Below are 22,209 nucleotides of genomic sequence, written 5' to 3' on the forward strand. Positions count from 1 at the left end.
TTTTTAGTACAGGACGTTTGGGGACGGGAGAGACACATGCGAATTAAACCTGACGATAACTGGCGCTGGTATTTTTGCGACGAGCACGATCGAATGATGCTCGATTTAGCCAATGGCATGTTGTTTCGTTCACGTTTTCCGCGTCGAATGTTAACCCCGGACGCTTTCTCGCCGTCAGGCTTTTGTGTGGACGATGCTGCGCTTTATTTTTCCTTCGAAGAAAAATGCCGCGACCTGATGCTCTCCAAAGAACAGCGCGCTGAGCTGGTCCTGAATGCGCTGGTGGCTATCCGTTTCCTGAAACCGCAAATGCCAAAAAGCTGGCATTTTCTTGCACATGGCATGAGCTGGACCCCGGCAACGGGCGATGCGGCAAGCGTCAATCTGAGTGATACTGCAGAAGAGGTGAATTTACTGGTCGTTGAACCCGGTGAAAACGCCGCGCTCTGTTTGTTAGCGCAGCCCGGCGTGACCATTGCCGGGCGAGTTATGCAGTTAGGTGATGCGATTAAAGTCATGAATGACAGGCTGAAGCCACAGCTGCGCGTTGATTCGTTCAGCCTTGAACAGGCCGTTTAAGCTTCCAGCTGGACGGACGTTTTCGGCACACAGCTGCAGCATAAAATCGTACCGTCATCACCTACCGCCGATTTCTTCAGCGCAGTGACTTCTCCCTCGACCAGTTTGATTCGACAGCATCCGCAAATACCTGCACGACAGGAGTAAGGTACGCGGATCCCTGCCTGTTCCAGTTGCTCAAGTAATACCTGCTGATTGTTGCCACGGATAACTTTACCCTGCCAGTGAATATCGACCCCTGACGAGGGCGCGGACTCGATATCAACAAACTCCTCTTCCTGGCTGGAACCATAAATCCTGGCGGGACCACGGGTGAGGATTTCGACTTCGTCACCGACGCGGATCACGCCGCTGGCGCGCGGGATGAGGTTCTGACCGAAATCCACATCACCGTTGTCCTGGGCGGTACGGAATGACTGCAACGTTTTCAACGGCTCACCGGAAGGATGTTTTTGGCCTTTTTCCGGACTGACAGTGGTGAATATGCAGCGACTACAGGGCTTCACCACGTCGAAAATCACGCTGCCGATGCGGATCACCTTCCAGGTATCTTCGTCCCAGGCGTCGGCACCGGTGACCACCAGGTTAGGGCGGAACTGTTCCATCTGAACGCTGGCTTTGCAGCGGCGCTGTAAATCACGCAGCGAGGCTTCGTTGGTCAGCAGGAACGGGAAGCCATCGGCGAAGGAGAGGGGAACGGCGTCATGGCGCTTCACGCGACGCGTCAGTTCAGGACCAACCCAGCGCAGCTGCACGTCGCGGGAGAAGAACCCGCTCAGCCAGCGGTTAATTTCATCCGGGGCGATGCGCGCGGTAAAATGATTGCCCCACACTTCCGTTGGCGCGTCGACAGGCGCAAAATCGGCAAAGCGAATCACTACGCTGGAACCGTCCGGCGCGGTCAGGTGCAAACCGTCATGAAGTGGAGAAGGGGTAAAGCGAACCATCTGCGGGAACTGGCGTGCGGTAATGAACGTACCGTCAGGCTCGGTGACCATAAAAATGCGATCGAAGGCGAATCCGCTCATGTCGGCCAGTGCGTGAGAGACGCCGATGCCGCGCATGGATTTCACCGGATGAATAAAAAGCCTGGATAACGTCGCCACTGCACACTCCCACAAATGAAAATAAGCCTTCAACTTTATGACATACACGCCATATTAGCTATAATGCGCGACAATTTTCTAAGAGTAAAAGTGACGATATGAATTCTCTGTTTGCCAGTACGGCCCGTGGGCTGGAAGAGCTGTTAAAAACTGAACTGGAAAGCCTGGGCGCGCAAGAGTGCCAGGTGGTTCAGGGTGGTGTCCATTTTGAGGGCGACACGCGGCTTATTTACCAGAGCCTGATGTGGAGCCGTCTGGCGTCGCGCATCATGCTGCCGATGAAGGAGTGCAAGGTCTATAGCGACCTGGACCTCTATACCGGCGTACAGATGATCGACTGGACAGAGATCTTCACGCCAAATGCCACCTTTGCGGTGCATTTCAACGGCGTGAACGACGAGATCCGCAACAGCCAGTACGGTGCCCTGCGTGTAAAAGACGCCATTGTGGACTGCTTCACGCGTAAAAATAAGGAACGTCCAAACGTTGATCGCGAAAATCCCGATCTGCGTATTAACGTCTGGCTGAACGGCGACACGGCGAGTATATCTCTCGATCTGAGCGGCGCGGGTCTGCACCTGCGCGGCTACCGCGATCGCACCGGTATGGCGCCGATCAAAGAAACGCTGGCCGCCGCCATCGTAATGCGCTCCGGCTGGCAGCCGGGCACGCCGCTGCTCGACCCAATGTGTGGTTCTGGTACGCTGCTGATAGAAGCAGCCATGCTGGCAACTGACCGCGCGCCGGGGCTGCATCGCGGTCACTGGGGCTTTAAAGGCTGGGCACAGCACGATGAAGCACTCTGGAAAGAGGTCAAAGACGATGCGCAGACCCGCGCGCGTAAAGGCCTGGCGGAGTACACCTCCCACTTCTACGGTTCGGACAGCGACCCGCGCGTCATTGAGCGCGCGCGCAGCAACGCCCGTCGCGCCGGTATCGGCGAGCTGGTCACCTTCGACGTGAAAGACGTGGCGAACCTGACCAACCCGCTGCCAAAAGGTCCGTACGGCACCGTAATCAGTAACCCGCCATACGGCGAGCGTCTGGACAGCGAGCCGGCGCTGATTGCCCTGCACAGCCTGCTGGGCCGCAATATGAAGGACTACTTCGGTGGCTGGAATCTCTCCCTGTTTAGCGCCTCACCGGAGCTGCTGAGCTGCCTGCAGCTGCGTGCCGATCGCCAGTTTAAGGCGAAAAACGGCCCGCTGGACTGTGTGCAGAAAAACTACCATCTGGCAGAGAAAGCGGCGGACAGCAAGCCGTCCGGCGTGGCGGAAGATTACGCCAACCGCCTGCGCAAGAACCTGAAGAAATATGAGAAATGGGCAAAGCAGGAAGGGATTGAATGCTACCGCCTGTACGACGCCGACCTGCCGGAGTACAACGTGGCGGTTGACCGCTACGCGGACTGGGTGGTGATTCAGGAATATGCGCCACCGAAAACCATCGATGCGCAAAAAGCGCGTCAGCGCATGCTGGATGTGATTGCGGCCACCATCGCCGTGCTCGGCATTACGCCGAACAAGCTGGTGCTGAAAACCCGCGAGCGCCAGAAGGGCAAAAACCAGTATCAGAAGATGGGCGAGAAGGGAGACTTTATCGAAGTGGGCGAGTACAACGCGCGCCTGTGGGTAAACCTGACCGACTATCTGGATACCGGCCTGTTCCTTGACCACCGTATCGCGCGCCGCATGTTGGGCCAGATGAGCAAGGGCAAAGACTTCCTCAACCTCTTCTCCTATACCGGCAGCGCGAGCGTGCATGCAGGTCTGGGCGGGGCGCGCAGCACCACCACGGTGGATATGTCTCGCACCTATCTGGAGTGGGCGGAGCGTAACCTGCGTCTGAACGGCCTGACCGGACGCCAGCATCGCCTGATGCAGGCCGACGTGCTGGGCTGGCTGCGTGATACTGACGAGCAGTTCGATCTGATCTTTATCGATCCGCCGACCTTCTCCAACTCCAAGCGTATGGAGGATAGCTTTGATGTTCAACGCGATCACCTGCGCCTGATGACCGACCTGAAACGCCTGCTGCGTAAAGGCGGCACCATTATGTTCTCGAACAACAAACGCGGCTTCCGCATGGATCATGAAGGCTTAGCCACGCTGGGACTGAAAGCGCAAGAAATCAGCCAGAAAACGCTGTCTCAGGACTTTGCCCGTAACCGTCAGATCCATAACTGCTGGTTAATCTCAGCGGTCTGAAAGGAAATATAAATGTCACTAATTAGCATGCACGGCGCCTGGCTGTCTTTCAGCGATGCGCCCCTTCTCGACGATACTGAACTGCACATTGAAGATAACGAACGTGTTTGTCTGGTAGGCCGTAACGGCGCGGGTAAATCCACGCTGATGAAGATCCTTAACCGTGAGCAGGGTCTGGATGACGGCCGTATCGTTTACGAACAAGATCTGATTGTTTCTCGACTGCAGCAGGATCCACCGCGTAACGTGGCGGGGACCGTCTACGACTTCGTTGCGGAGGGGATCTCTGAACAAGCCGAATACCTGAAGGGCTATCATGAAATTTCGCATCTGGTGATGACCGACCCGAGCGAAAAAAATCTTAATGAAATGGCGCGCCTGCAGGAACTGCTGGATCATCACGGCCTGTGGCAGCTTGAAAGCCGTATCACTGAAGTGCTGGACCAGTTAGGTCTGGATGCGGATATGGAGCTGGCATCACTTTCCGGCGGCTGGCTGCGTAAAGCGGCACTGGGACGCGCGCTGGTCAGCGGCCCGAAAGTGCTGCTGCTTGACGAACCGACCAACCACCTGGACATTGAAGCCATCGACTGGCTGGAAGGGTTCCTGAAGACCTTCAACGGCACCATCATCTTCATTTCGCACGACCGTTCGTTTATCCGCAACATGGCGACCCGCATTGTCGATCTCGATCGCGGCAAACTGGTGACCTATCCTGGCGATTACGACACCTATCTGCTGGAAAAAGAAGAAAATCTGCGCGTAGAAGAGCTGCAAAACGCTGAGTTTGACCGCAAGCTGGCGCAAGAAGAGGTCTGGATCCGCCAGGGTATCAAAGCCCGCCGTACCCGTAACGAAGGCCGCGTGCGTGCGTTAAAAGCGATGCGTAACGAGCGTAGCGCCCGCCGTGAGGTGATGGGTAGCGCGAAGATGCAGGTGGAAGAGGCATCCCGCTCGGGCAAAATCGTCTTTGAGATGGAAGACGTGAATTACCAGGTTGACGGCAAAGTGCTGGTGAAAGACTTTTCCGCTCAGGTTCAGCGTGGCGACAAAATTGCCCTTATTGGCCCGAACGGCTGTGGTAAAACCACGCTGCTCAAGCTGATGTTAGGCCAGCTGCAGGCTGATAGCGGCCGCGTTCACTGTGGTACGAAGCTGGAAGTGGCCTACTTTGACCAGCACCGCGCTGAGCTTGACCCGGACAGAACGGTGATGGATAACCTCGCTGAAGGTAAGCAAGAAGTGATGGTTAACGGTAAGCCGCGCCACGTGCTGGGTTATTTGCAGGACTTCCTGTTCCATCCGAAACGTGCAATGACACCGGTACGCGCGCTGTCTGGCGGTGAGCGAAATCGTCTGCTGCTGGCACGTCTGTTCCTGAAGCCAAGTAACTTGTTGATTCTCGATGAACCAACCAACGATCTGGATGTCGAAACGCTGGAATTACTGGAGGAGTTAATCGACGGTTATCAGGGAACCGTGATGCTGGTGAGCCACGATCGTCAGTTCGTTGATAACACCGTGACCGAGTGCTGGATTTTTGAAGGTGAAGGCCGGATTGGTCAATACGTGGGCGGTTATCATGACGCGCGTGGACAACAAACCCAGTCACTGCTGCAAAAACAGGCAAAATCCAAAAGTGCACCGGAACCGGTTATAGCAAAAGCAGAAACTGTCAAAAAATCTCCTGCTAAAATGAGCTATAACCTGCAGCGCGAACTGGAAGGCTTACCTCAGCGTCTTGAAGAACTGGAAGCTGCTCTTGAAACGCTGCAAATTCAGGTTGCTGATGCGTCATTCTTTACGCAGCCGCACGACTATACTCAGAAAATATTGGCTGAACTGTCCGCGGCTGAAAAAGCCCTGGAAGAAGCATTTGAGCGCTGGGAGTACCTCGAGTCTCTGAAAAACGGCGCATAAACAGGGATTATCTATGTGTGACCAGCACCACGCCGACAGGCATATATTATGCTCGCAATGCGATATGCTCGTGGCGTTGCCAGAGCTTGGTCACGGACATAAAGCCCTGTGTCCACGTTGCGGCGCAACGTTGACGACGGAGTGGGACGCGCCAAGGCAGCGTCCCACTGCTTATGCCCTTGCTGCATTGTTCATGCTGCTGCTTTCCAACCTCTTCCCTTTCATTTATATGAAAGTGGGCGGCATGACCAGCGAGGTCGATCTGCTTGAAATTCCTGGCGTGATGTTCTCGGAAGATTACGCCAGCCTCGGCACCTTTTTCCTCCTCTTTGTCCAAATCGTCCCGGCGTTCTGTCTGGTGGTGATCCTGTTGCTGGTAAACCGCGTCAGGATGCCCGCATCCCTTAAAATTAAACTCGCGCGTATCCTGTTCCAGCTGAAAAGTTGGGGGATGGCCGAGATCTTTCTGGCGGGGATTCTGGTCAGTTTCGTCAAGCTGATGGCCTATGGTGATGTGGGAATTGGCAGTAGCTTTATTCCCTGGTGCCTTTACTGTGTATTACAGCTGCGCGCCTTCCAGTGCGTAGACAGGCGATGGGCGTGGGATGACATCGCGCCAGCACCGACGCTTGCGCAGACGGTTAAGGTCGGTGTGCCGGGTATCCGTCAGGGGCTGCGCTCTTGCTCATGCTGTACCGCCGTTCTGCCCGCGGATCTCGATGTGTGTCCTCGCTGCGAAACGAAAGGCCATGTACGTCGTAAAAATAGCCTGCAGTGGACGATGGCGTTGCTGGTCACATCAATCATGCTCTATCTGCCAGCCAATATTCTGCCCATTATGATCACCGATTTACTCGGCGACAAAATGCCCTCAACCATCCTTGCTGGGGTCGTTTTGCTGTGGGGCGAAGGATCCTATCCGGTGGCTGGCGTGATCTTCATCGCCAGTATTATGGTGCCGACCTTAAAAATGATCGCCATTGCCTGGCTCTGCTGGGACGCGAAAGGTCACGGTAAACGCGACAGCGAACGCATGCACCTGATCTACGAAGTTGTTGAATTTGTTGGCCGCTGGTCAATGATTGATGTGTTTGTCATTGCCGTTCTCTCTGCGCTGGTGCGCATGGGAGGACTGATGAGTATTTATCCCGCAATGGGAGCGCTAATGTTTGCGTTGGTCGTCATTATGACCATGTTTGCGGCCATGACCTTCGACCCTCGTTTATCGTGGGATCGTGAGCCCGAGTCAAGCCATGAGGAAGAGTAAGAGCATGGAAAATAAGAGTGGAGAGGCGAAAGTGCAGAAGGTCAAGAACTGGTCTCCGGTGTGGATTTTCCCCATCGTAACCGCGCTGATCGGTGCATGGATCCTGTTTTATCATTACAGCCATCAGGGACCGGAAGTCACGCTTATCACCACCAATGCAGAAGGTATTGAGGGGGGCAAAACCACCATCAAAAGCCGCAGTGTGGATGTGGGCGTGGTTGAAAGTGCAACCCTGACGGATGATTTGACGCACGTTGAAATCAAGGCGCGTTTAAATTCCGGTATGGAAAAATTGCTGCATGGCGATTCGGTTTTCTGGGTAGTTAAACCGCAGGTAGGACGTGAGGGGATCAGCGGGTTGGGGACGCTGCTGTCCGGCGCCTATATTGAGCTGCAGCCGGGTAAGAAAGGGGGCCAGCCGGGACAATACGAGCTGCTGGACTCTCCGCCGCTTGCGCCACCGGATGCGAAAGGCATTCGCGTGATCCTGGACAGTAAAAAAGCGGGCCAGCTCTCGCCTGGCGATCCCGTGCTGTTCCGCGGCTATCGCGTGGGTTCAGTTGAAACCAGTACGTTTGACGCGCAAAAACGCACCATTAGCTATCAGCTCTTCATCAATGCGCCAAACGATCGTCTGGTCACCAGCAACGTCCGCTTCTGGAAAGACAGTGGGATCGCGGTAGATCTGACCTCGGCGGGTATGCGTGTCGAAATGGGATCCCTGACCACGCTGTTTGGCGGTGGCGTCAGTTTTGACGTGCCGGAAGGGCAGGATTTGGGCCAGCCGGTTGCAGAGAAAACGGCGTTCAGACTCTTTGACGATCAAAAAAGTATTCAGGATGCGCTTTATACCGATCACGTTGACTTCCTGATGTTCTTCAAGGACTCGGTCCGTGGTCTTCAGCCGGGTGCACCGGTCGAATTCCGCGGTATTCGACTCGGGACTGTAGGACAGGTTCCGTTCTTCGTGCCGGGACTTCAGCAGATGCTGGATGACGATTACCGTATTCCGGTGCTGATCCGCATTGAGCCGGAGCGTCTGCTCAATCAGATTGGCGAAAATCAGGATATTGCCACCCATATCAGCCAGCTGATGGAGCGCGGTCTGCGAGGTTCGCTGAAAACCGGAAACCTGGTCACCGGTGCGCTGTATGTGGATATGGACTTCTATCCTAAAGCGCCAGCGATTACCGGTATTCGTGAATTCGGGGGCTATAAAATTATCCCAACGGTCAGCAGCGGTCTGGCGCAAATTCAGCAGCGTCTGATGGATACGCTCGATAAGATTAACAATCTGCCGCTTAATCCGATGCTGGAAGCCGCGACAGGTTCGTTACATCAAAGTCAGGCGACGATGCAACGTCTGCAAACGACGCTGGATAATATTAATAAGATCACGGCAAGCCAGTCCATGCAGCAGCTGCCGCAGGATATGCAGAAAACGTTGCGTGAACTCAACCGTAGCATGCAGGGCTTCCAGCCGGGTTCAGCGGCGTACAACAAGATGGTGGCCGATATGCAACGTCTTGATCAGGTCTTACGTGAACTGCAGCCTGTGCTGAAAACGCTCAATGAGAAGAGCAACGCACTGGTGTTCGAAGCGAAAGATAAAAAGGATCCTGAGCCGAAGAGGGCTAAACAATGAAAAAATGGCTAGCGATTGCAGGAGCGATGGTATTAACGGCCTGTAGCTCGGGTAGTGATAACAAAAGCTACTATCAGTTGCCGCTGACGACCCAGGCGAGCGCACAAAGCACCGCCTCGCAGGGCAACCGTCTGTTATGGGTGGAGCAGGTTGCGGTGCCGGATTATCTGGCTGGCAACGGCGTGGTGTATCAAACCAGCGACGTTCAGTACGTTATTGCCAGCAATAACCTGTGGGCCAGCCCGCTGGACCAGCAGTTGCGCAATACGCTGGTAGCGAATCTCAGCAGCCAGCTTCCTGGCTGGGTTGTTGCATCACAGCCGCTGGGAAGCGACCAGGACACGCTTAACGTCACCGTGACGGGCTTCCACGGCCGCTATGATGGCGTCGTTGTGGTGAGTGGAGAATGGCTACTGAATCATCAGGGGCAGCTGATTAAGCGTCCTTTCCATCTGGAAATGAAGCAGCAAAAAGATGGATATGATGAGATGGTGAAAGTGCTGGCCCAGGGTTGGGCGCAGGAGTCTGCGAGTATCGCCAGAGAGATTTCCAGACTGCCATAAGTAAAATTCATCGACAAAAGCCGCTATCAGATTCTCGCTGATTGCGGCTTTTTTTTCATTTTGGCTTCAGGTTGTTACTTGTGCTGCATCACATTTTTTGTACAAATGATCTTCTGCTTAGCTCACAAATATGACACCCGTATGAATTTTGAACGTTGACGCTGAGGCTAATTCGGGTTATTCGTTATCTGTGCTTGCACACTTTGCAATCACTGTTTTCTTTCCACCAGACAAAAGAATGAGGGAAACGAGGCATGAAGAGACAGAAACGAGATCGCCTGGAAAGGGCTCATCAACGTGGTTATCAGGCTGGCATCGCCGGACGTTCTAAAGAAATGTGTCCCTATCAGACTTTGAACCAAAGGTCTCAATGGTTAGGGGGCTGGCGAGAAGCCATCGGAGACAGGGCAGTACTTGCTTGATAGCGTCTCTTTAAAAAAGAAACCTCCGCAGAGCGGAGGTTTCGCCTTTCTGAAGCAGCTAAAAGCCGGGCTTAGAAAGCAGAGGTATCCTGGAACAGACCCACTTTCAGATCGTTCGCGGTATAAATCAGACGACCATCTACCAGCACTTCACCATCCGCCAGGCCCATGATCAGACGACGGTTAACGATGCGCTTGAAGTGGATACGGTAGGTGACTTTCTTCGCGGTAGGCAGTACCTGACCGGTGAATTTCACTTCACCCACGCCCAGCGCGCGGCCTTTGCCTTCGCCACCGAGCCAGCCCAGATAGAAGCCAACCAGCTGCCACATCGCATCGAGGCCCAGGCAGCCAGGCATTACCGGATCGCCAATAAAGTGGCAACCGAAGAACCACAGGTCCGGGTTGATATCGAGTTCTGCTTCTACGTAACCCTTATCGAAGTTACCGCCGGTTTCGGTCATTTTCACGACACGGTCCATCATCAGCATGCTTGGGGCCGGTAACTGTGGGCCTTTAGCGCCAAACAGTTCACCACGACCAGAGGCAAGAAGGTCTTCTTTTGTATAGGATTCGCGTTTATCTACCATGTTCTCAGTAAGCCTTATTTTAGTGAAGGACGCAGGATAGCTAACACGTGTACGCTGAACAAGTCCGATCAGTTTGAACTAAACCAACTTAACCAACGTAACGGCCAGGGATAACGATGACGAGCATCCGGCTGTGTTGCCTGAGCAATGCGCTCCTGAATGGTCTGCATCAGCGTGGTTTGACCCTCGCCATCCCATACCAGGTTTGTCAGTAAGGGTAGTGCATCCTCAATGCCTTCGATGGCCCACAGGGTGAATTGTTCCTGTTCCACCGCATCAAGCAGTTCCTGGCTCAGGCTCAAATGGCGCGCGTTTGGCGCAGGAATAATAACGCCCTGTTTGCCGTTTAACCCACGCTGCTGACAAATGGAGAAGAAGCCTTCGATTTTCTCGTTCAGACCACCGACCGGCTGGGCGCGGCCAAACTGATCCACGGAACCCGTAATGGCGATGTTCTGATTAATCGGGACTTCTGCCAGGGCGCTGATCAAGGCGCACAGCTCGGCCATTGAGGCGCTATCGCCATCGACTTCACTGTAGGACTGCTCAAACGTCAGGGACGCAGAGAAGGGGATCTGCTGCTCAAGCTGCAGCTCGGACATCAGGAAAGCCTGCATGATCATCATGCCTTTAGCATGAATGTTTCCACCCAGCTCCGCTTTCCGCTCAATATCCGTAAATTCACCGTCACCAATGTGAACAACACAGCTGATACGGGAAGGCTCGCCGAATGCACGGGGGTGGCCAGGGAACTCAATTACGGACAAGGCGTTAATCTGACCGATTCGTTCGCCTTCGGTCTCGACCAGAATCTGTTCCAGCAGGATTTCATCCTGCATGCGGTCCGCAAGATAGCCTTCGCGCCACTCTCGCTGGGCAAGCATCTGGGTCAATTGTTCGCCTGTGAAAGCGCCTTCGCCGCTGATCACACCCACTTCACGCAGCTGTTTGCCGATCCAGAGTGGGCAAAGCGGCAGGGTTTCCTGGTCGCCGGTGTAGCGTACCGCTTCGCGGATTAAGCCCGGCCATGCGTCAGCCGCAGGGGTTGGCAGCGCAAAACGTTCAGCAACGGCCATCACCCACTGGCACCACTGCGCCATATCATCCGCATCGGCAATTTGAATGTTGTCTTCGTATTCGCTGTAAACCGCCTGATCCGCCAGCTCTGGCTCCATTTCCTGGAAGTCGGCCAGAGACTCACGATCCCCCGTCAGCACGACGGTCAGAGAGAGCGGCATTGACGGGATGGATACAGGCAGAGGGCGAGACTCGTCATAGCCTACCCAGTCGAAGCGCTGCTGGCTCACGATCGTTTTCAGACGCATCCACAGCAGCGGTTGCGACATCAGGGTGCGCAGGGAAATAATAAGTACGCCGCCGTTTGCGCGATGCACCAGCCCTGGCTGCAGTGAGAGCTCACCGTTAAACTGACGAAGACAACCAAACAGTTGTTCTGCCTCGACCCAGTTAGCGGTAACTACTTCGCCCTGCGCAGCAAAACGGTCATCAGCCTGCGTAGCGGGGGCGAAAGTGACATTATGCCCTGTGATACGATACTCGCCGCCGAAAACAGCATTCGCTTCCGGTTTCAGCTCGCGCATGGCATCACCCAGAAGCGTCAAATACTCGGCTTCTTCCGGGGCTTTGAGCAGCATGAAGGGAGATGTTGCCCATGGGCTTAACACCTGCTCCAGCGCGTAATGCAAACGCGGTTGTGTATCGCTAAGTATGAATTCGTGTTCTTGTGCGAGGTCTGGCTGTGCAAACAGTTCCTGATAGCTCTCGGTATCCGGAACCAGGTCACGCCATGCTAGTTTCGTAATGGTCAAAGTTGATGTTTTTTAGTCAGATGTAAAACCGTGGAGTATACCGTAAGCGAGGGGCTCTTCCCAAGCAGGATTGGGGATTTCAATGAGTGAATCTCAAGCGATGTTTCACAGGATATGATTTCTTTTCAGCAGATTGCCAAAAAACTGATATTCTGAACAGAGTTACGTGGTAACACTGAGATCGCAATGAAATATCAACAACTGGAAAATCTCGAAAGCGGCTGGAAATGGAAGTACCTGGTCAAAAAGCACCGTGAAGGGGAGCTGATCACCTGCTACATCGAAGCCAGCGCTGCGCAAGAGGCCGTGGATATTTTGCTGACCCTCGAAAATGAACCGGTACAGGTGAATAGCTGGATTGAGAAGCATATTAATCCCGCCCTGTTAAACCGGATGAAGCAAACTATCCGTGCGCGGCGAAAACGGCATTTTAATGCTGAGCATCAGCACACCCGTAAAAAATCAATCGACCTGGAGTTTATGGTCTGGCAGCGTCTGGCGGGGCTAGCGCAACGTCGAGGAAAAACGCTGTCAGAGACCGTAGTACAACTGATTGAAGATGCCGAGCACAAAGAGAAGTATGCCAGCCAGATGTCGACGCTGAAGAACGATCTTCAGGCTCTGCTGGGTAAAAAGTAGTTTCTTACTTTTCTTCAGACAATAAAAAACCCCGCATGGCGGGGTTTTTTTATAAGACGATAACTTATGCCGCAGGCTGAGTTACAACGTCTTTGATACCTTTAACTTCGATCTCAACGCGACGATCTGGTGCCAGGCAGTCGATCAGTGCAGCGCGAGCTTTCACGTTGTCACAGGTAGAACCGGTCACTGGGTTAGATTCGCCCATACCACGTGGGGAGATCTTGTTAGCTGGGATACCTTTAGATACCAGGTAATCAACTACAGACTGAGCACGTTTCTCAGACAGTTTCTGGTTGTAAGCGTCAGAACCGATACGGTCGGTGAAGCCCAGAACCACTACAGAACCATCTTTAGGATCCAGGTTGCTCAGCTGGGTGTACAGCTGATCCAGTGCCTGCTGACCTTCTGGTTTCAGGGTAGCTTTGTTGAAGTTGAACAGAACGTCAGACTTCAGAGTGAAGTGCTTGGTCTGTACTTCTGGAGCTGGAGCCGGAGCTGGAGCTACGATTGGTGCAGCATCTTCCTGCTGACCGAAACGGTAAGAAACACCAACGCTCAGCATGCCGTTGTCTGGACGAACGCCAACGGTAGCACCGTCACCAATGTTGTTAACCCACTGGTATTCCAGACGGGTAGCGATGTCACGGGTCATAGCCCACTCAACGCCACCAGCGAATACTGGGGAAACACCGGTGTCATGGTCGTCGCCAGCGATGCTGTTGCTGGAGTCTGCACGCCATACCATGCCGCCCAGACGGGTGTACACGTCCAGATCGTCAGTTACTGGGTAACCCAGTTTAGCGGTCAGCTGAACGCCTTGAGCTTTGAAAGCGCCATTGACGTTGTCGCCTTTGTATGGCATACGACCTAACCAGTCGTAACCCATTTCAAAACCAACATACGGGTTAACCTGATAGCCACCGAACGCGCCTGCACCCAGCTGGCTCTCGTGAGTCGGGCCATCGTTGTTCAGGCTGCTGTTGTACCAGCCGGTGTCATGGAACTGAGACCAGCCCAGTTTACCACCTGCATACCAGGTATTATCTTTCGGAGCGGCCTGCGCTACGGTAGCGAAGCCAGCCAGTGCCACTGCAATCGCGATAGCTGTCTTTTTCATTTTTTGCGCCTCGTTATCATCCAAAATTTGCCATGAAGATCTCTGCAGAGAAATCACGGTTAAATCCTTCACCGGGGGGCGTGGTCAAATATAAATCTACCGATATCTTCGGCTTAGGCCGAGCACCCCTGGCGATGTAAAGTCTACAACGTAGATGAAAACTTACAAGTGTGAAGTCTGTCAGGCATATGAAAAAAAAAGTTCCGTATACCGAATATTTAACATTTCTTGAACGAAAATTGTGCAGCAAAATTAACGAGAACCGCTCCAGACAAGCCTTGCCGAAGATTTGACGCGTTGAACTATTTCTGCATCTTATGGTCGAAAAAAATTCCAGGAAAACTCCTAATTTCACTCAATGATACAAATTTGAGTGAATTTTTAGCCCGGAATGTTGTCCTCTGCGATAAGAATCTGCACGAACCGGTCGCATAATAAACCCCATCGCGTGACCTTCTTCCGCTGCTTCCGTCAGTCTCAGGTGTTCCTCTTCCGACAGTTCATCAGGCAGCCATCCGATCACCACACTGTAATTCCCTGTGCGTAAGGCCCGAATCATTGAATCTACCGTATCGCAGGGTGAGAGTTGGTTAATCTGCATCACTTTCGCCAGCGGCAGGCCCGCAGACAGAACCCACTCGCGGCTCAATTTTTGTTGTGGCGTTAGCCAAAGCTGCCAGCGTGATTGCTGACCAAGCTGTTGCAACAGCGGCAGTAATAAGAGTTGCGTTAACAGAGGCTGGTCTTCACGGTAAACCACTTCACTGATAAGCCCTGTAGAATCACGCCCGACGGATTTCTGCGCGACATTGCCAGCGGTAGAAGAGAGAGATGTTGAGCGATTTGCATAGCCTGAAGTGTACATATTCATTCCAGCCCTGTAGTTACTGTATGGATATACAGTAACCCCTGTATGCATAAAGATCAACCTCATTTTCGGAAAGAGACTCGCAAATTTCACCCATTCTTGGTGCGCCATAAAAAATCATCTTGCCCTCCAGCAATAAGTTGCCTATTTTCCTGCTAACGGATCCGTTAGTGAGAAATATCGTTGTTAATAATTGATTTTTAATGGAATTATCATGAAAAAGATATCTTATGAGCGGATTTATAAATCGCAGGAATACCTCTCACCGTTAGGCGAAATTCATCATCGGGCGCTATTCGGTGGGTACACCCTGGCGGTGGATAATGCGGTTTTCGCGATGGTGTCGGAGGGGGAACTCTACCTCCGGGCCTGTGAAGAAAGTGCCAGGTATTGTGTAAAAAACGCCTCTTCGTTTCTGACGCTGATGAAACGCGGCCGACCCGTCCTGCTTAATTACTATCGGGTGGACGACGGGCTGTGGCAGGACAGGGACAAATTGCTCCAGCTTTCCTCCTTTGCTCTCGACGCGGCAAGGAAGGAGCGCTGCCAGCGCCATCAGCGCAACCGGCTAAAAGATCTTCCGAACCTGACCTTTCAACTTGAGGTGCTGCTTTTAGAAGCAGGCATCGCTAATGAGGAAACCTTACGGGAACTGGGCGCCAGGAAATGCTGGTTAAAGATGAGGTCTAAAAACAAGGCCTTAAGTATTAAGGTGCTGTTCGCGCTGGAAGGTGCCATCGAAGGGCTACATGAAGCGGCGCTCCCGGCCGACATTCGCCGGGAGCTGACAGAGTGGTTTAATGCGCTGCCCGAGAGTCAGGAGCATCATTCCTCAAGGTAGCGATCTGCTGCTGCAGCCGGCAGATTTCCGGCAGCAGGGCAATCAGCAGGCCGATTTGCTGCAGGACCAGCGGTGCTTTGTTGTCGGCGCCCGGGTCAAGGTGGGCAATACGTTGGGCCAGTTCATCCAGCGATTGTTGAACGCGCGGCTCATCGGCTGGCCGATGGTGAAGCGCATCATCGACGTAGCAGACGGCATCATCCAGTAAGGCGAGAATGCCCGGGTTGGTCAGTTTCTCACGGTGTGCGCCCAACGTAGAAATATAGCTAGTGAACGTATGATTCAGACACAGCAGACGAAAAGCGGTTTCCCGAATTTCCGCGGTGGCGCGCGGTTCCGTGGACATGTTCGAGACCACCGACGCCAGTTCCGCATCGCTGTTATGCGCATCGCGTCGGGCAATACGATAAGCAAGGCGGTTATCGCGCCCCTGGTGGTATTGCTCAAGGATCGCATCAAGGTACCGGCAGTTTGCATTCATCGCCCTGTCTAACACACGCGGCAAATTACGAAAACGCCAGTCGGGCCAGATGAAACTCACCGCCGCCCAGGCGATAGCGCAGCCAATGAGCGTGTCGATCACGCGGGGCAGGGCAACTTCAAACCCTTCTCCCAGCAGGTTAAAGCACAGTAAAACCAGCAGCGTGATGAACATCGTCGCGTGGGCGTATTGCACATTACGGAAGGCGAAGAACAGTACGCCGGTAATGACGATCAGCACCAGTTGGCCTTCGATGGACGGCACGAAATAGAGCACCGGCAGGCCAATGGCGACGCCTACCAGCGTTCCAATAATACGTAACGCCAGGCGGTGGCGGGTGGCGTTATAGTTGGGCTGGCAGACAAACAGGCTGGTGAGCAGGATCCAGTAGCCGTGGTGTAAACCGGTTATTTGAATAAACGCGTAACCCACGCAGAGCACCAGTGACATTCTCACCGCGTGACGAAACAGGGCAGATTCCGGCGTAAAATTGCGGCTCAGCCGCAGCCACATGTCGCTAACGCTATGCACGCTGTCATCAGCAAGCTGATTATCGGCATCGTTGCCCGGCATGGCCATCGCCTGTTCGGATTCAATCGTCGCGAGCTGAGCATCGATTGCCCGCAGGTTATTAAGCAAAAAACCCAGCGCTTTTATATGTTCCGGTGCGGTTCCGCTGGCCTGCACGCGGTCGATTGCCGCATCAAGATGGCTAAACGCGCGCTCAAACCGCGGGTCATGCTGATAGGGCGTTCGCAGTAAAATTGAACGCGCTAGCTGCTGGCACGCCTGAGACTGCATGGAAAGTAACCGCTGGAAGCGGAACATCACGTCGCTGTAGCGGAACGTTTCACGCAGGGCGGCATACTGAACGTGCGAAGAGCTGGCGCGCTCATGGATGTCCTGAGCGGCAAAGTAGTAGTGAAGTGTTCTTCGCGTCCCGCGTTGGCCGCGGTCTCCGCGAAGTCGGGTCAGCAGGGAGGCTTTGGTCTGGTTCAGCGTGGCGACCAGCTGGCCGTTTGCCAGCGCCAGATCGTAAAGAGGGGCCTGACTTTCCTCTTCGATATCCGGGTCAAACAGCCGGGATTTCAGCTCCAGATAATGAGCCAGCTGCTCATAGCTGCGAGCAAGATTATCCTGCAGAGGGCGCACCGGGAAGATGAGGTGCCCTGTTAACGTCAGGAGGTTATACCAGATGGCCCCCAGCAATAGCAGCACGGGTTGCTGGTACCACTGATCGTACAGCGACACACCCAGCATGGTGTAAATAGCAATCAGCAGCGCGCCAAATGCGATGGTGGCATAACGCTGTCCAAGCCCGCCGAGCAGAATAAATCCGCTGGTGGAGAGCGTAAGACCTAAGGCAAACAGCCAGGGCCACGGGAAGAGCAGCTCGACGGACGCGGACGCAATAAAGAAACAGACAAGAGTGATAACCAGGTTGCGCAGACGCCCGGCCAGACGGTCATCGAGGTCCGCAAGCGCCCCCGCAACCACCCCTAACGTGAGCGGAATCGTGAGCTTAACGTCATTCAGCCACCACGGCAGGGCAACGGTGCCACAAAGAGCGATAAAAATTCTGACGTTATAAAGCCAGATGCTGTTCCAGGTATAACGGCGAAGCAGTGGGCTTAGCATGAGCGCGGCCAGTCCTTATTACTGAAAACGACGGCGAGCATTGGCCTCACGCGCGGCTTGCGCCACCTCAACCGGGACGACCCTACGTCCAACCGGCCACAGGGCAATGACGGCAATTTTAAAGTTCGCGATCCCAACAGGAATGCCAATAATCGTCACGCACTGGGCGATACCGGCAAAAATGTGCATCAGGCACAGCCACCAGCCAAAGAAAATCAGCCACAGAATATTCAGTACGGTGCCGCCGGTATTCATCAGCGCGTTTTTACCTTCCGGGTTCAGTTCATCAACGTGGACAGCCTCATTACCGTAGGGAATAAAGGAGAGTTTGGTGATTTCCCAGCAGGAGCGCGTCAGCGGCAGGGTAAAGATAAGCACGATGCTGACCAGAGTGGCAAAAAGCCAAGAAAGGGTGGTGGCAAAACCGCCCAGCACAAAATTCAACACATTCAGAACGGTACGCATAAACCCTCACTTCCTTTCGATAAAATTAACGCCCACTGATTGTAACGTTTTTTTAGGCTGGAGCACCTTAAAACTGGCAGTTAAACTATCAGGCAAATTATCTCTTCGTGGATCCGGCTGGATATGGAACTGAAAGCAACGTCAATGGGCAAACGCCTGGCTCAACACCCTTACGACAAGGTTGTGCTCCTTAACGCGGGAGTGAAAGTCTCCGGGGAACGCCACGAATATCTCATTCCCTTCAATCAAATGTTGGCGATCCACTGTAAACGTGGGCTGGTGTGGGGCGAGCTGGAGTTCGTTTTGCCTGCCGATAAAGTGGTGCGCCTTCACGGTACTGAGTGGGGGGAAACCCAGCGTTTTCATTACCATCTGAACACGCTCTGGCAGCAGTGGAGCCAGGATATGAGCGTGATTGCCGCCCAGGTTTTGCAGCAGGTACTGGATGAAATCGCGCAGAGCGATGCCCAACACAAATGGCTCACGCGCCAGCAAACTGCGGGACTGCAGCAAAAAATAAAACAGGCGCTGACTGCGTTGCCGTTCCCCGTAGCGCGTCTCAATGAGTTTGAAAATTGCCGTGATGCATGGCGGAAGTGCCAGGCATGGCTGAGCGATATTGATAAAAGTCGCATGGCGCATAACCAGGCCTGGACCGATGCCATGCTCACCCAATATGCTGATTTCTTCAGCACGGTCGAGTCATCGCCGCTTAACCCTGCGCAGGCGCGTGCGGTGGTCAACGGTGAACAGTCGCTGCTGGTACTTGCGGGCGCCGGGAGCGGTAAAACCTCGGTGCTGGTGGCTCGCGCAGGCTGGCTTCTGACCACTGGCGAGGCCGTTGCAGACCAGATTCTGCTGCTGGCATTTGGTCGCAAAGCCGCACAGGAGATGGACGAACGTATCCAGGCGAGACTGCATACCCAGGATATCTCGGCCAGAACGTTTCATGCGCTTGCGCTGCATATCATTCAGCAGGGCAGCAAGAAAGTCCCGTCCATCAGTAAGCTGGAAAACGACACGCAGGCGCGCCAGGCGCTGTTCATTAAAACGTGGCGGCAACAGTGCAGTGAGAAAAAAGCACAGGCAAAAGGCTGGCGTCAGTGGCTGGAGGAAGAGCTGAACTGGGCGGTGCCGGAAGGCAGTTTCTGGCAGGACGACAAGCTGGCACGTCGGCTCGGCTCGCGTCTCGATCGTTGGGTCAGCCTGATGCGCATGCACGGCGGTTCACAGGCCGAGATGATTGAAAGCGCGCCGGAGGCGATCCGCGCGGTATTTTCAAAGCGCGTGAAGCTGATGGCTCCGATGCTAAAAGCCTGGAAAACGGCACTGAAAGAGGAGAATGCCGTCGATTTCTCCGGGCTTATCCATCAGGCCATTATCATTTTAGAGAAGGGGCGTTTCGTCAGCCCGTGGAAGCACATACTGGTGGATGAGTTTCAGGATATCTCTCCGCAGCGTGCTGCTCTGCTCTCGGCGCTGCGGGCGCAGAACAAACATGCGTCGCTGTTTGCGGTGGGGGATGACTGGCAGGCCATCTATCGCTTTAGCGGGGCGCAACTTTCACTGACGACAGCGTTTCACCACTATTTTGGCGAAGGCGATCGCAGCGATCTGGACACCACCTACCGCTTCAATGCGCGCATTGGCGAAATAGCCAACCGCTTTATTCAGCAGAACCCGCACCAGCTGACCAAACCGCTCAATAGCCTGACGCCGGGGGATAAAAAAGCGGTCACCCTGTTAGCAGAAGATCAGCTTGAGCCGCTACTGGATAAACTGAGCGGCTACGCGAAACCCGACGAACGCATTCTGGTGCTGGCGCGCTATCATCACCTCAAACCGGCCGCGCTGGAAAAGGCCGCTACACGCTGGCCGAAACTGCAGCTTGAATTTATGACAATTCACGCCAGCAAAGGGCAGCAGGCTGATTATGTGATTGTGGTGGGGCTTAAAGAGGGCAGCGACGGTTTCCCGGCCCCGGCCCGTGAGTCGGTGATGGAAGAGGCCCTGCTGCCGGTACCGGAAGATTTCCCGGATGCAGAAGAGCGACGTCTGCTGTATGTGGCGATAACCCGCGCGCGTCATCGCGTATGGCTGTTGTTCAATAAAGAGGAGCCATCCGTGTTTGTCGATATTCTGAAGAGTATTGATGTGCCGGTGGCGCGTAAACCATAGCGATGCAAGGCAAGATTTTGTAGGCCGGGTAAGGCGTAGCCGCCACCCGGCAAAAAAGCTACTTCAGTCTCTCGGAAAGATAGCGCTGATAGTCCGGAATAAGGATATCAACCGGCGAGTTAAACTGCGGCGATTCAATGATGAAATCCGCCGTCGACAGGTTTGTTGCCACCGGAATATTCCACACTGTCGCCAGGCGCAGCAGCGCTTTAACATCCGGATCGTGCGGAACCGCGTTCAGCGGATCCCAGAAGAAAATCAGCACATCAATTTTCCCTTCCGAAATCTGTGCGCCTACCTGCTGATCGCCGCCCATCGGGCCGCTCAGCATGGCGTTCACTTCGAGACCCGTTTCGCGCTGGATCAGATTGCCGGTTGTACCGGTCGCTGAGAGGGCGTGCTTTTCCAGCAATGACTGATGGCGGCGAACCCAGTTAAGCAGCATTTGTTTACAGTGATCGTGCGCAACCAGAGCAATGTGTTTGCGTTCCGGGAGCGTGCGTGTTGTCAGTTCCATAATCATATCCATCAGGTTAACTGACTACACGATGACGGGAACCGCCTGATGCTGCAAGAGAAAGGCGTAAAAAATGTGGCTTACGACGAAGGTTGTTGTTTTGCCCACTGCAAAAAACGGGCGCGCGTATCGGGATCGGCCTGCTGGAACCAGAATTTCAGGCGTTGCTCCGTCAGCGTCTGGGACTGAGGCGGTATAACATCCAGCTCTGAAACACCGGATAACAGCGTACTGTCGTCGGCCATCATGGTGGCAAACTGCGGAAGAGAGGCGCGCTTACCCGCTTTGTTATAAGACTCGGTTGCGGCCTCGTAGTCCGTGCCTTTTGGCGAGGTGGTTAGCGCCAGAATATCAAGCTTCACCGGGATCGGCATCGAATCCCCATCCAGCAGCTCAACGCGCGGCGCGGCGTCGAAAGCGACGGACTCTTTTTCGCTCTCAAGCCGCGGCAGGGTAATGTTTACCTGACTGACCCGCTGGGTATTAAAGCTGACAATCAGTGGGGGAGAGATGTACATCCGTTGTTCATGGTTCGCAAGACCGATCGTTTTTTCTACCCGAAACACCAGCTGATGCGGCCCGTTATCCAGTTCGATGCTCTCTGCGCCGCGCAATAATGAACTGGAGACTTTTTTTCCGTCCAGCACCAGCAGGTCAATATCAGTAGAGAGCCGAAGCGTGGTTGCAAAAACGCAAACCGGCATCACTAACGCAATCACAGCAGAGACAATGCCGGTTTTCATAGGTGACTCCAGATGAAAATATACCCGCAAGAATGTATCAAAATTTTTCGATAATCACGTTTACTAACATATAGACATAAATCACCGTTTTGCCCTCATACATCTGTATGGGATGGATGGTTGAGATGTGCGCTTTGGCGTACACTTTGAAAAAAGCCAGGAGAAAAACCATGAGAGAGAATGATATTGCCGAGATTTTGACATCCACGCGCACGATCGCGCTGGTGGGTGCCAGCGATAAACCGGATCGTCCAAGTTATCGCGTGATGAAATACCTTCTCGATCAGGGCTATCACGTGATCCCCGTTTCGCCGAAAGTGGCGGGAAAAACGTTATTAGGCCAGCAGGGCTACGCCACGCTTAACGATGTTCCGGAAAAAGTGGACATGGTAGATGTGTTCCGTAATTCCGAGGCGGCATGGGGTGTCGCGCAGGAAGCGATTGCCATTGGTGCGAAAACGCTGTGGATGCAGTTGGGCGTCATCAACGAACAGGCTGCCGTACTGGCGCGCGAGGCGGGTCTACAGGTGGTTATGGACAGATGCCCTGCGATTGAAATCCCCCGGCTGGGGCTGGCTAAGTAAAAAAAAA

At 54.0% G+C, this 22,209-nt stretch carries 20 protein-coding genes; 11 read left to right on the forward strand and 9 right to left on the reverse strand.

From position 1 onward, the window contains the following. Positions 1-36 precede the first annotated feature (36 nt). Positions 37-579 carry a cell division protein ZapC gene (gene zapC / locus ACTJJA_RS03520; protein WP_042716264.1) on the forward strand — a complete coding sequence of 181 codons (543 nt, stop codon included), beginning with the start codon at positions 37-39 and terminating at the stop codon, positions 577-579. On the opposite strand, the gene ACTJJA_RS03525 is transcribed toward zapC, so the two are convergent. Further along, on the reverse strand, positions 576-1,685 hold the full coding sequence (locus ACTJJA_RS03525) for a YcbX family protein (protein WP_109081285.1): 1,110 nt from the start codon (positions 1,683-1,685) through the stop codon (positions 576-578). The two genes, zapC and ACTJJA_RS03525, sit on opposite strands and share 4 nt — an antisense overlap. A gap of 98 nt (positions 1,686-1,783) precedes the next feature. Here ACTJJA_RS03525 and rlmKL point away from each other — a divergent pair, with 98 nt between their 5' ends. From rlmKL to rmf, 6 genes are all read left to right on the forward strand, one after another. Beyond that, the gene (gene rlmKL / locus ACTJJA_RS03530; RefSeq protein ID WP_010429329.1) at positions 1,784-3,892 is read left to right on the forward strand and encodes a bifunctional 23S rRNA (guanine(2069)-N(7))-methyltransferase RlmK/23S rRNA (guanine(2445)-N(2))-methyltransferase RlmL; all 2,109 of its coding nucleotides are present in this window, start codon (positions 1,784-1,786) and stop codon (positions 3,890-3,892) included. 12 nt (positions 3,893-3,904) lie between these two features. Beyond that, positions 3,905-5,812, forward strand: a complete 1,908-nt coding sequence (locus ACTJJA_RS03535) for an ABC transporter ATP-binding protein (RefSeq protein WP_440666219.1) — start codon at positions 3,905-3,907, stop codon at positions 5,810-5,812. A gap of 13 nt (positions 5,813-5,825) precedes the next feature. After that, positions 5,826-7,079, forward strand: coding sequence for a membrane integrity-associated transporter subunit PqiA (gene pqiA / locus ACTJJA_RS03540; protein WP_174339303.1), 1,254 nt, complete (start codon positions 5,826-5,828; stop codon positions 7,077-7,079). A 4-nt stretch (positions 7,080-7,083) separates the two neighbouring features. Further along, positions 7,084-8,724 (forward strand): intermembrane transport protein PqiB, encoded by a 1,641-nt coding sequence (pqiB, locus tag ACTJJA_RS03545; RefSeq protein WP_348578198.1) that lies wholly within the window; start codon positions 7,084-7,086, stop codon positions 8,722-8,724. Next, positions 8,721-9,287: a membrane integrity-associated transporter subunit PqiC gene (gene pqiC / locus ACTJJA_RS03550; RefSeq protein WP_420984986.1), complete on the forward strand. Its 567-nt coding sequence runs from the start codon at positions 8,721-8,723 to the stop codon at positions 9,285-9,287. The genes pqiB and pqiC overlap by 4 nt, the downstream gene beginning before the upstream one ends. A gap of 254 nt (positions 9,288-9,541) precedes the next feature. After that, positions 9,542-9,709, forward strand: coding sequence for a ribosome modulation factor (rmf, locus tag ACTJJA_RS03555; RefSeq protein WP_010429337.1), 168 nt, complete (start codon positions 9,542-9,544; stop codon positions 9,707-9,709). 71 nt (positions 9,710-9,780) lie between these two features. Here the strand turns inward: rmf and fabA are convergent, their stop codons facing one another. Continuing rightward, positions 9,781-10,299 carry a bifunctional 3-hydroxydecanoyl-ACP dehydratase/trans-2-decenoyl-ACP isomerase gene (fabA, locus tag ACTJJA_RS03560; protein ID WP_010429339.1) on the reverse strand — a complete coding sequence of 173 codons (519 nt, stop codon included), beginning with the start codon at positions 10,297-10,299 and terminating at the stop codon, positions 9,781-9,783. A 68-nt stretch (positions 10,300-10,367) separates the two neighbouring features. Further along, positions 10,368-12,128 (reverse strand): AAA family ATPase, encoded by a 1,761-nt coding sequence (locus tag ACTJJA_RS03565; RefSeq protein WP_010429343.1) that lies wholly within the window; start codon positions 12,126-12,128, stop codon positions 10,368-10,370. Between the two features lie 186 nt (positions 12,129-12,314). Between ACTJJA_RS03565 and matP the strand changes: the two genes are divergently transcribed. After that, a complete protein-coding gene (gene matP, locus ACTJJA_RS03570) occupies positions 12,315-12,767 on the forward strand; it encodes a macrodomain Ter protein MatP (protein WP_010429344.1) in 453 nt (150 codons plus the stop codon). 64 nt (positions 12,768-12,831) lie between these two features. On the opposite strand, the gene ompA is transcribed toward matP, so the two are convergent. Both ompA and sulA read right to left on the reverse strand, forming a co-directional pair. Continuing rightward, on the reverse strand, positions 12,832-13,887 hold the full coding sequence (ompA, locus tag ACTJJA_RS03575; RefSeq protein ID WP_010429345.1) for a porin OmpA: 1,056 nt from the start codon (positions 13,885-13,887) through the stop codon (positions 12,832-12,834). A gap of 355 nt (positions 13,888-14,242) precedes the next feature. After that, the gene (gene sulA, locus ACTJJA_RS03580; RefSeq protein ID WP_089598374.1) at positions 14,243-14,752 is read right to left on the reverse strand and encodes an SOS-induced cell division inhibitor SulA; all 510 of its coding nucleotides are present in this window, start codon (positions 14,750-14,752) and stop codon (positions 14,243-14,245) included. Between the two features lie 217 nt (positions 14,753-14,969). Between sulA and ACTJJA_RS03585 the strand changes: the two genes are divergently transcribed. Continuing rightward, positions 14,970-15,596, forward strand: a complete 627-nt coding sequence (locus ACTJJA_RS03585) for a TfoX/Sxy family DNA transformation protein (RefSeq protein ID WP_421511941.1) — start codon at positions 14,970-14,972, stop codon at positions 15,594-15,596. On the opposite strand, the gene yccS is transcribed toward ACTJJA_RS03585, so the two are convergent. Together yccS and ACTJJA_RS03595 are read right to left on the reverse strand one after the other, a co-directional pair. After that, positions 15,553-17,715 (reverse strand): YccS family putative transporter, encoded by a 2,163-nt coding sequence (yccS, locus tag ACTJJA_RS03590; protein ID WP_089598375.1) that lies wholly within the window; start codon positions 17,713-17,715, stop codon positions 15,553-15,555. The two genes, ACTJJA_RS03585 and yccS, sit on opposite strands and share 44 nt — an antisense overlap. Before the next feature lie 18 nt (positions 17,716-17,733). Continuing rightward, positions 17,734-18,180 (reverse strand): YccF domain-containing protein, encoded by a 447-nt coding sequence (locus ACTJJA_RS03595; RefSeq protein ID WP_100165146.1) that lies wholly within the window; start codon positions 18,178-18,180, stop codon positions 17,734-17,736. Positions 18,181-18,303: 123 nt separating this feature from the next. On the opposite strand from ACTJJA_RS03595, the gene helD reads away from it, so the two are divergent. Further along, positions 18,304-20,358 carry a DNA helicase IV gene (gene helD, locus ACTJJA_RS03600; RefSeq protein ID WP_440666226.1) on the forward strand — a complete coding sequence of 685 codons (2,055 nt, stop codon included), beginning with the start codon at positions 18,304-18,306 and terminating at the stop codon, positions 20,356-20,358. A 58-nt stretch (positions 20,359-20,416) separates the two neighbouring features. Here helD and mgsA read toward each other — a convergent pair whose 3' ends face one another. After that, positions 20,417-20,875 carry a methylglyoxal synthase gene (gene mgsA, locus ACTJJA_RS03605; protein ID WP_008499922.1) on the reverse strand — a complete coding sequence of 153 codons (459 nt, stop codon included), beginning with the start codon at positions 20,873-20,875 and terminating at the stop codon, positions 20,417-20,419. Between the two features lie 80 nt (positions 20,876-20,955). Then, positions 20,956-21,618: a curli synthesis inhibitor gene (csgI, locus tag ACTJJA_RS03610; RefSeq protein WP_174339306.1), complete on the reverse strand. Its 663-nt coding sequence runs from the start codon at positions 21,616-21,618 to the stop codon at positions 20,956-20,958. A gap of 170 nt (positions 21,619-21,788) precedes the next feature. On the opposite strand from csgI, the gene ACTJJA_RS03615 reads away from it, so the two are divergent. Continuing rightward, a complete protein-coding gene (locus ACTJJA_RS03615; RefSeq protein ID WP_010429357.1) occupies positions 21,789-22,202 on the forward strand; it encodes a CoA-binding protein in 414 nt (137 codons plus the stop codon). Positions 22,203-22,209 lie beyond the last annotated feature (7 nt).

It is taken from the genome of Enterobacter sp. 22452 (assembly GCF_052045065.1).
Classification (GTDB): domain Bacteria; phylum Pseudomonadota; class Gammaproteobacteria; order Enterobacterales; family Enterobacteriaceae; genus Enterobacter; species Enterobacter mori.

What these genes read in the sequence shown, in the direction of transcription:
- csgI (WP_174339306.1), bottom strand. Translation starts at nt 21,618, where the DNA reads ATGAAAACCGGCATTGTCTCTGCTGTGATTGCGTTAGTGATGCCGGTT.
- pqiB (WP_348578198.1), top strand. Translation starts at nt 7,084, where the DNA reads ATGGAAAATAAGAGTGGAGAGGCGAAAGTGCAGAAGGTCAAGAACTGG.
- zapC (WP_042716264.1), top strand. Translation starts at nt 37, where the DNA reads ATGCGAATTAAACCTGACGATAACTGGCGCTGGTATTTTTGCGACGAG.
- pqiA (WP_174339303.1), top strand. Translation starts at nt 5,826, where the DNA reads ATGTGTGACCAGCACCACGCCGACAGGCATATATTATGCTCGCAATGC.
- helD (WP_440666226.1), top strand. Translation starts at nt 18,304, where the DNA reads ATGGAACTGAAAGCAACGTCAATGGGCAAACGCCTGGCTCAACACCCT.
- yccS (WP_089598375.1), bottom strand. Translation starts at nt 17,715, where the DNA reads ATGCTAAGCCCACTGCTTCGCCGTTATACCTGGAACAGCATCTGGCTT.
- rlmKL (WP_010429329.1), top strand. Translation starts at nt 1,784, where the DNA reads ATGAATTCTCTGTTTGCCAGTACGGCCCGTGGGCTGGAAGAGCTGTTA.
- mgsA (WP_008499922.1), bottom strand. Translation starts at nt 20,875, where the DNA reads ATGGAACTGACAACACGCACGCTCCCGGAACGCAAACACATTGCTCTG.
- matP (WP_010429344.1), top strand. Translation starts at nt 12,315, where the DNA reads ATGAAATATCAACAACTGGAAAATCTCGAAAGCGGCTGGAAATGGAAG.
- fabA (WP_010429339.1), bottom strand. Translation starts at nt 10,299, where the DNA reads ATGGTAGATAAACGCGAATCCTATACAAAAGAAGACCTTCTTGCCTCT.
- sulA (WP_089598374.1), bottom strand. Translation starts at nt 14,752, where the DNA reads ATGTACACTTCAGGCTATGCAAATCGCTCAACATCTCTCTCTTCTACC.
- ompA (WP_010429345.1), bottom strand. Translation starts at nt 13,887, where the DNA reads ATGAAAAAGACAGCTATCGCGATTGCAGTGGCACTGGCTGGCTTCGCT.
- rmf (WP_010429337.1), top strand. Translation starts at nt 9,542, where the DNA reads ATGAAGAGACAGAAACGAGATCGCCTGGAAAGGGCTCATCAACGTGGT.
- ACTJJA_RS03615 (WP_010429357.1), top strand. Translation starts at nt 21,789, where the DNA reads ATGAGAGAGAATGATATTGCCGAGATTTTGACATCCACGCGCACGATC.
- ACTJJA_RS03595 (WP_100165146.1), bottom strand. Translation starts at nt 18,180, where the DNA reads ATGCGTACCGTTCTGAATGTGTTGAATTTTGTGCTGGGCGGTTTTGCC.
- ACTJJA_RS03535 (WP_440666219.1), top strand. Translation starts at nt 3,905, where the DNA reads ATGTCACTAATTAGCATGCACGGCGCCTGGCTGTCTTTCAGCGATGCG.
- ACTJJA_RS03585 (WP_421511941.1), top strand. Translation starts at nt 14,970, where the DNA reads ATGAAAAAGATATCTTATGAGCGGATTTATAAATCGCAGGAATACCTC.
- pqiC (WP_420984986.1), top strand. Translation starts at nt 8,721, where the DNA reads ATGAAAAAATGGCTAGCGATTGCAGGAGCGATGGTATTAACGGCCTGT.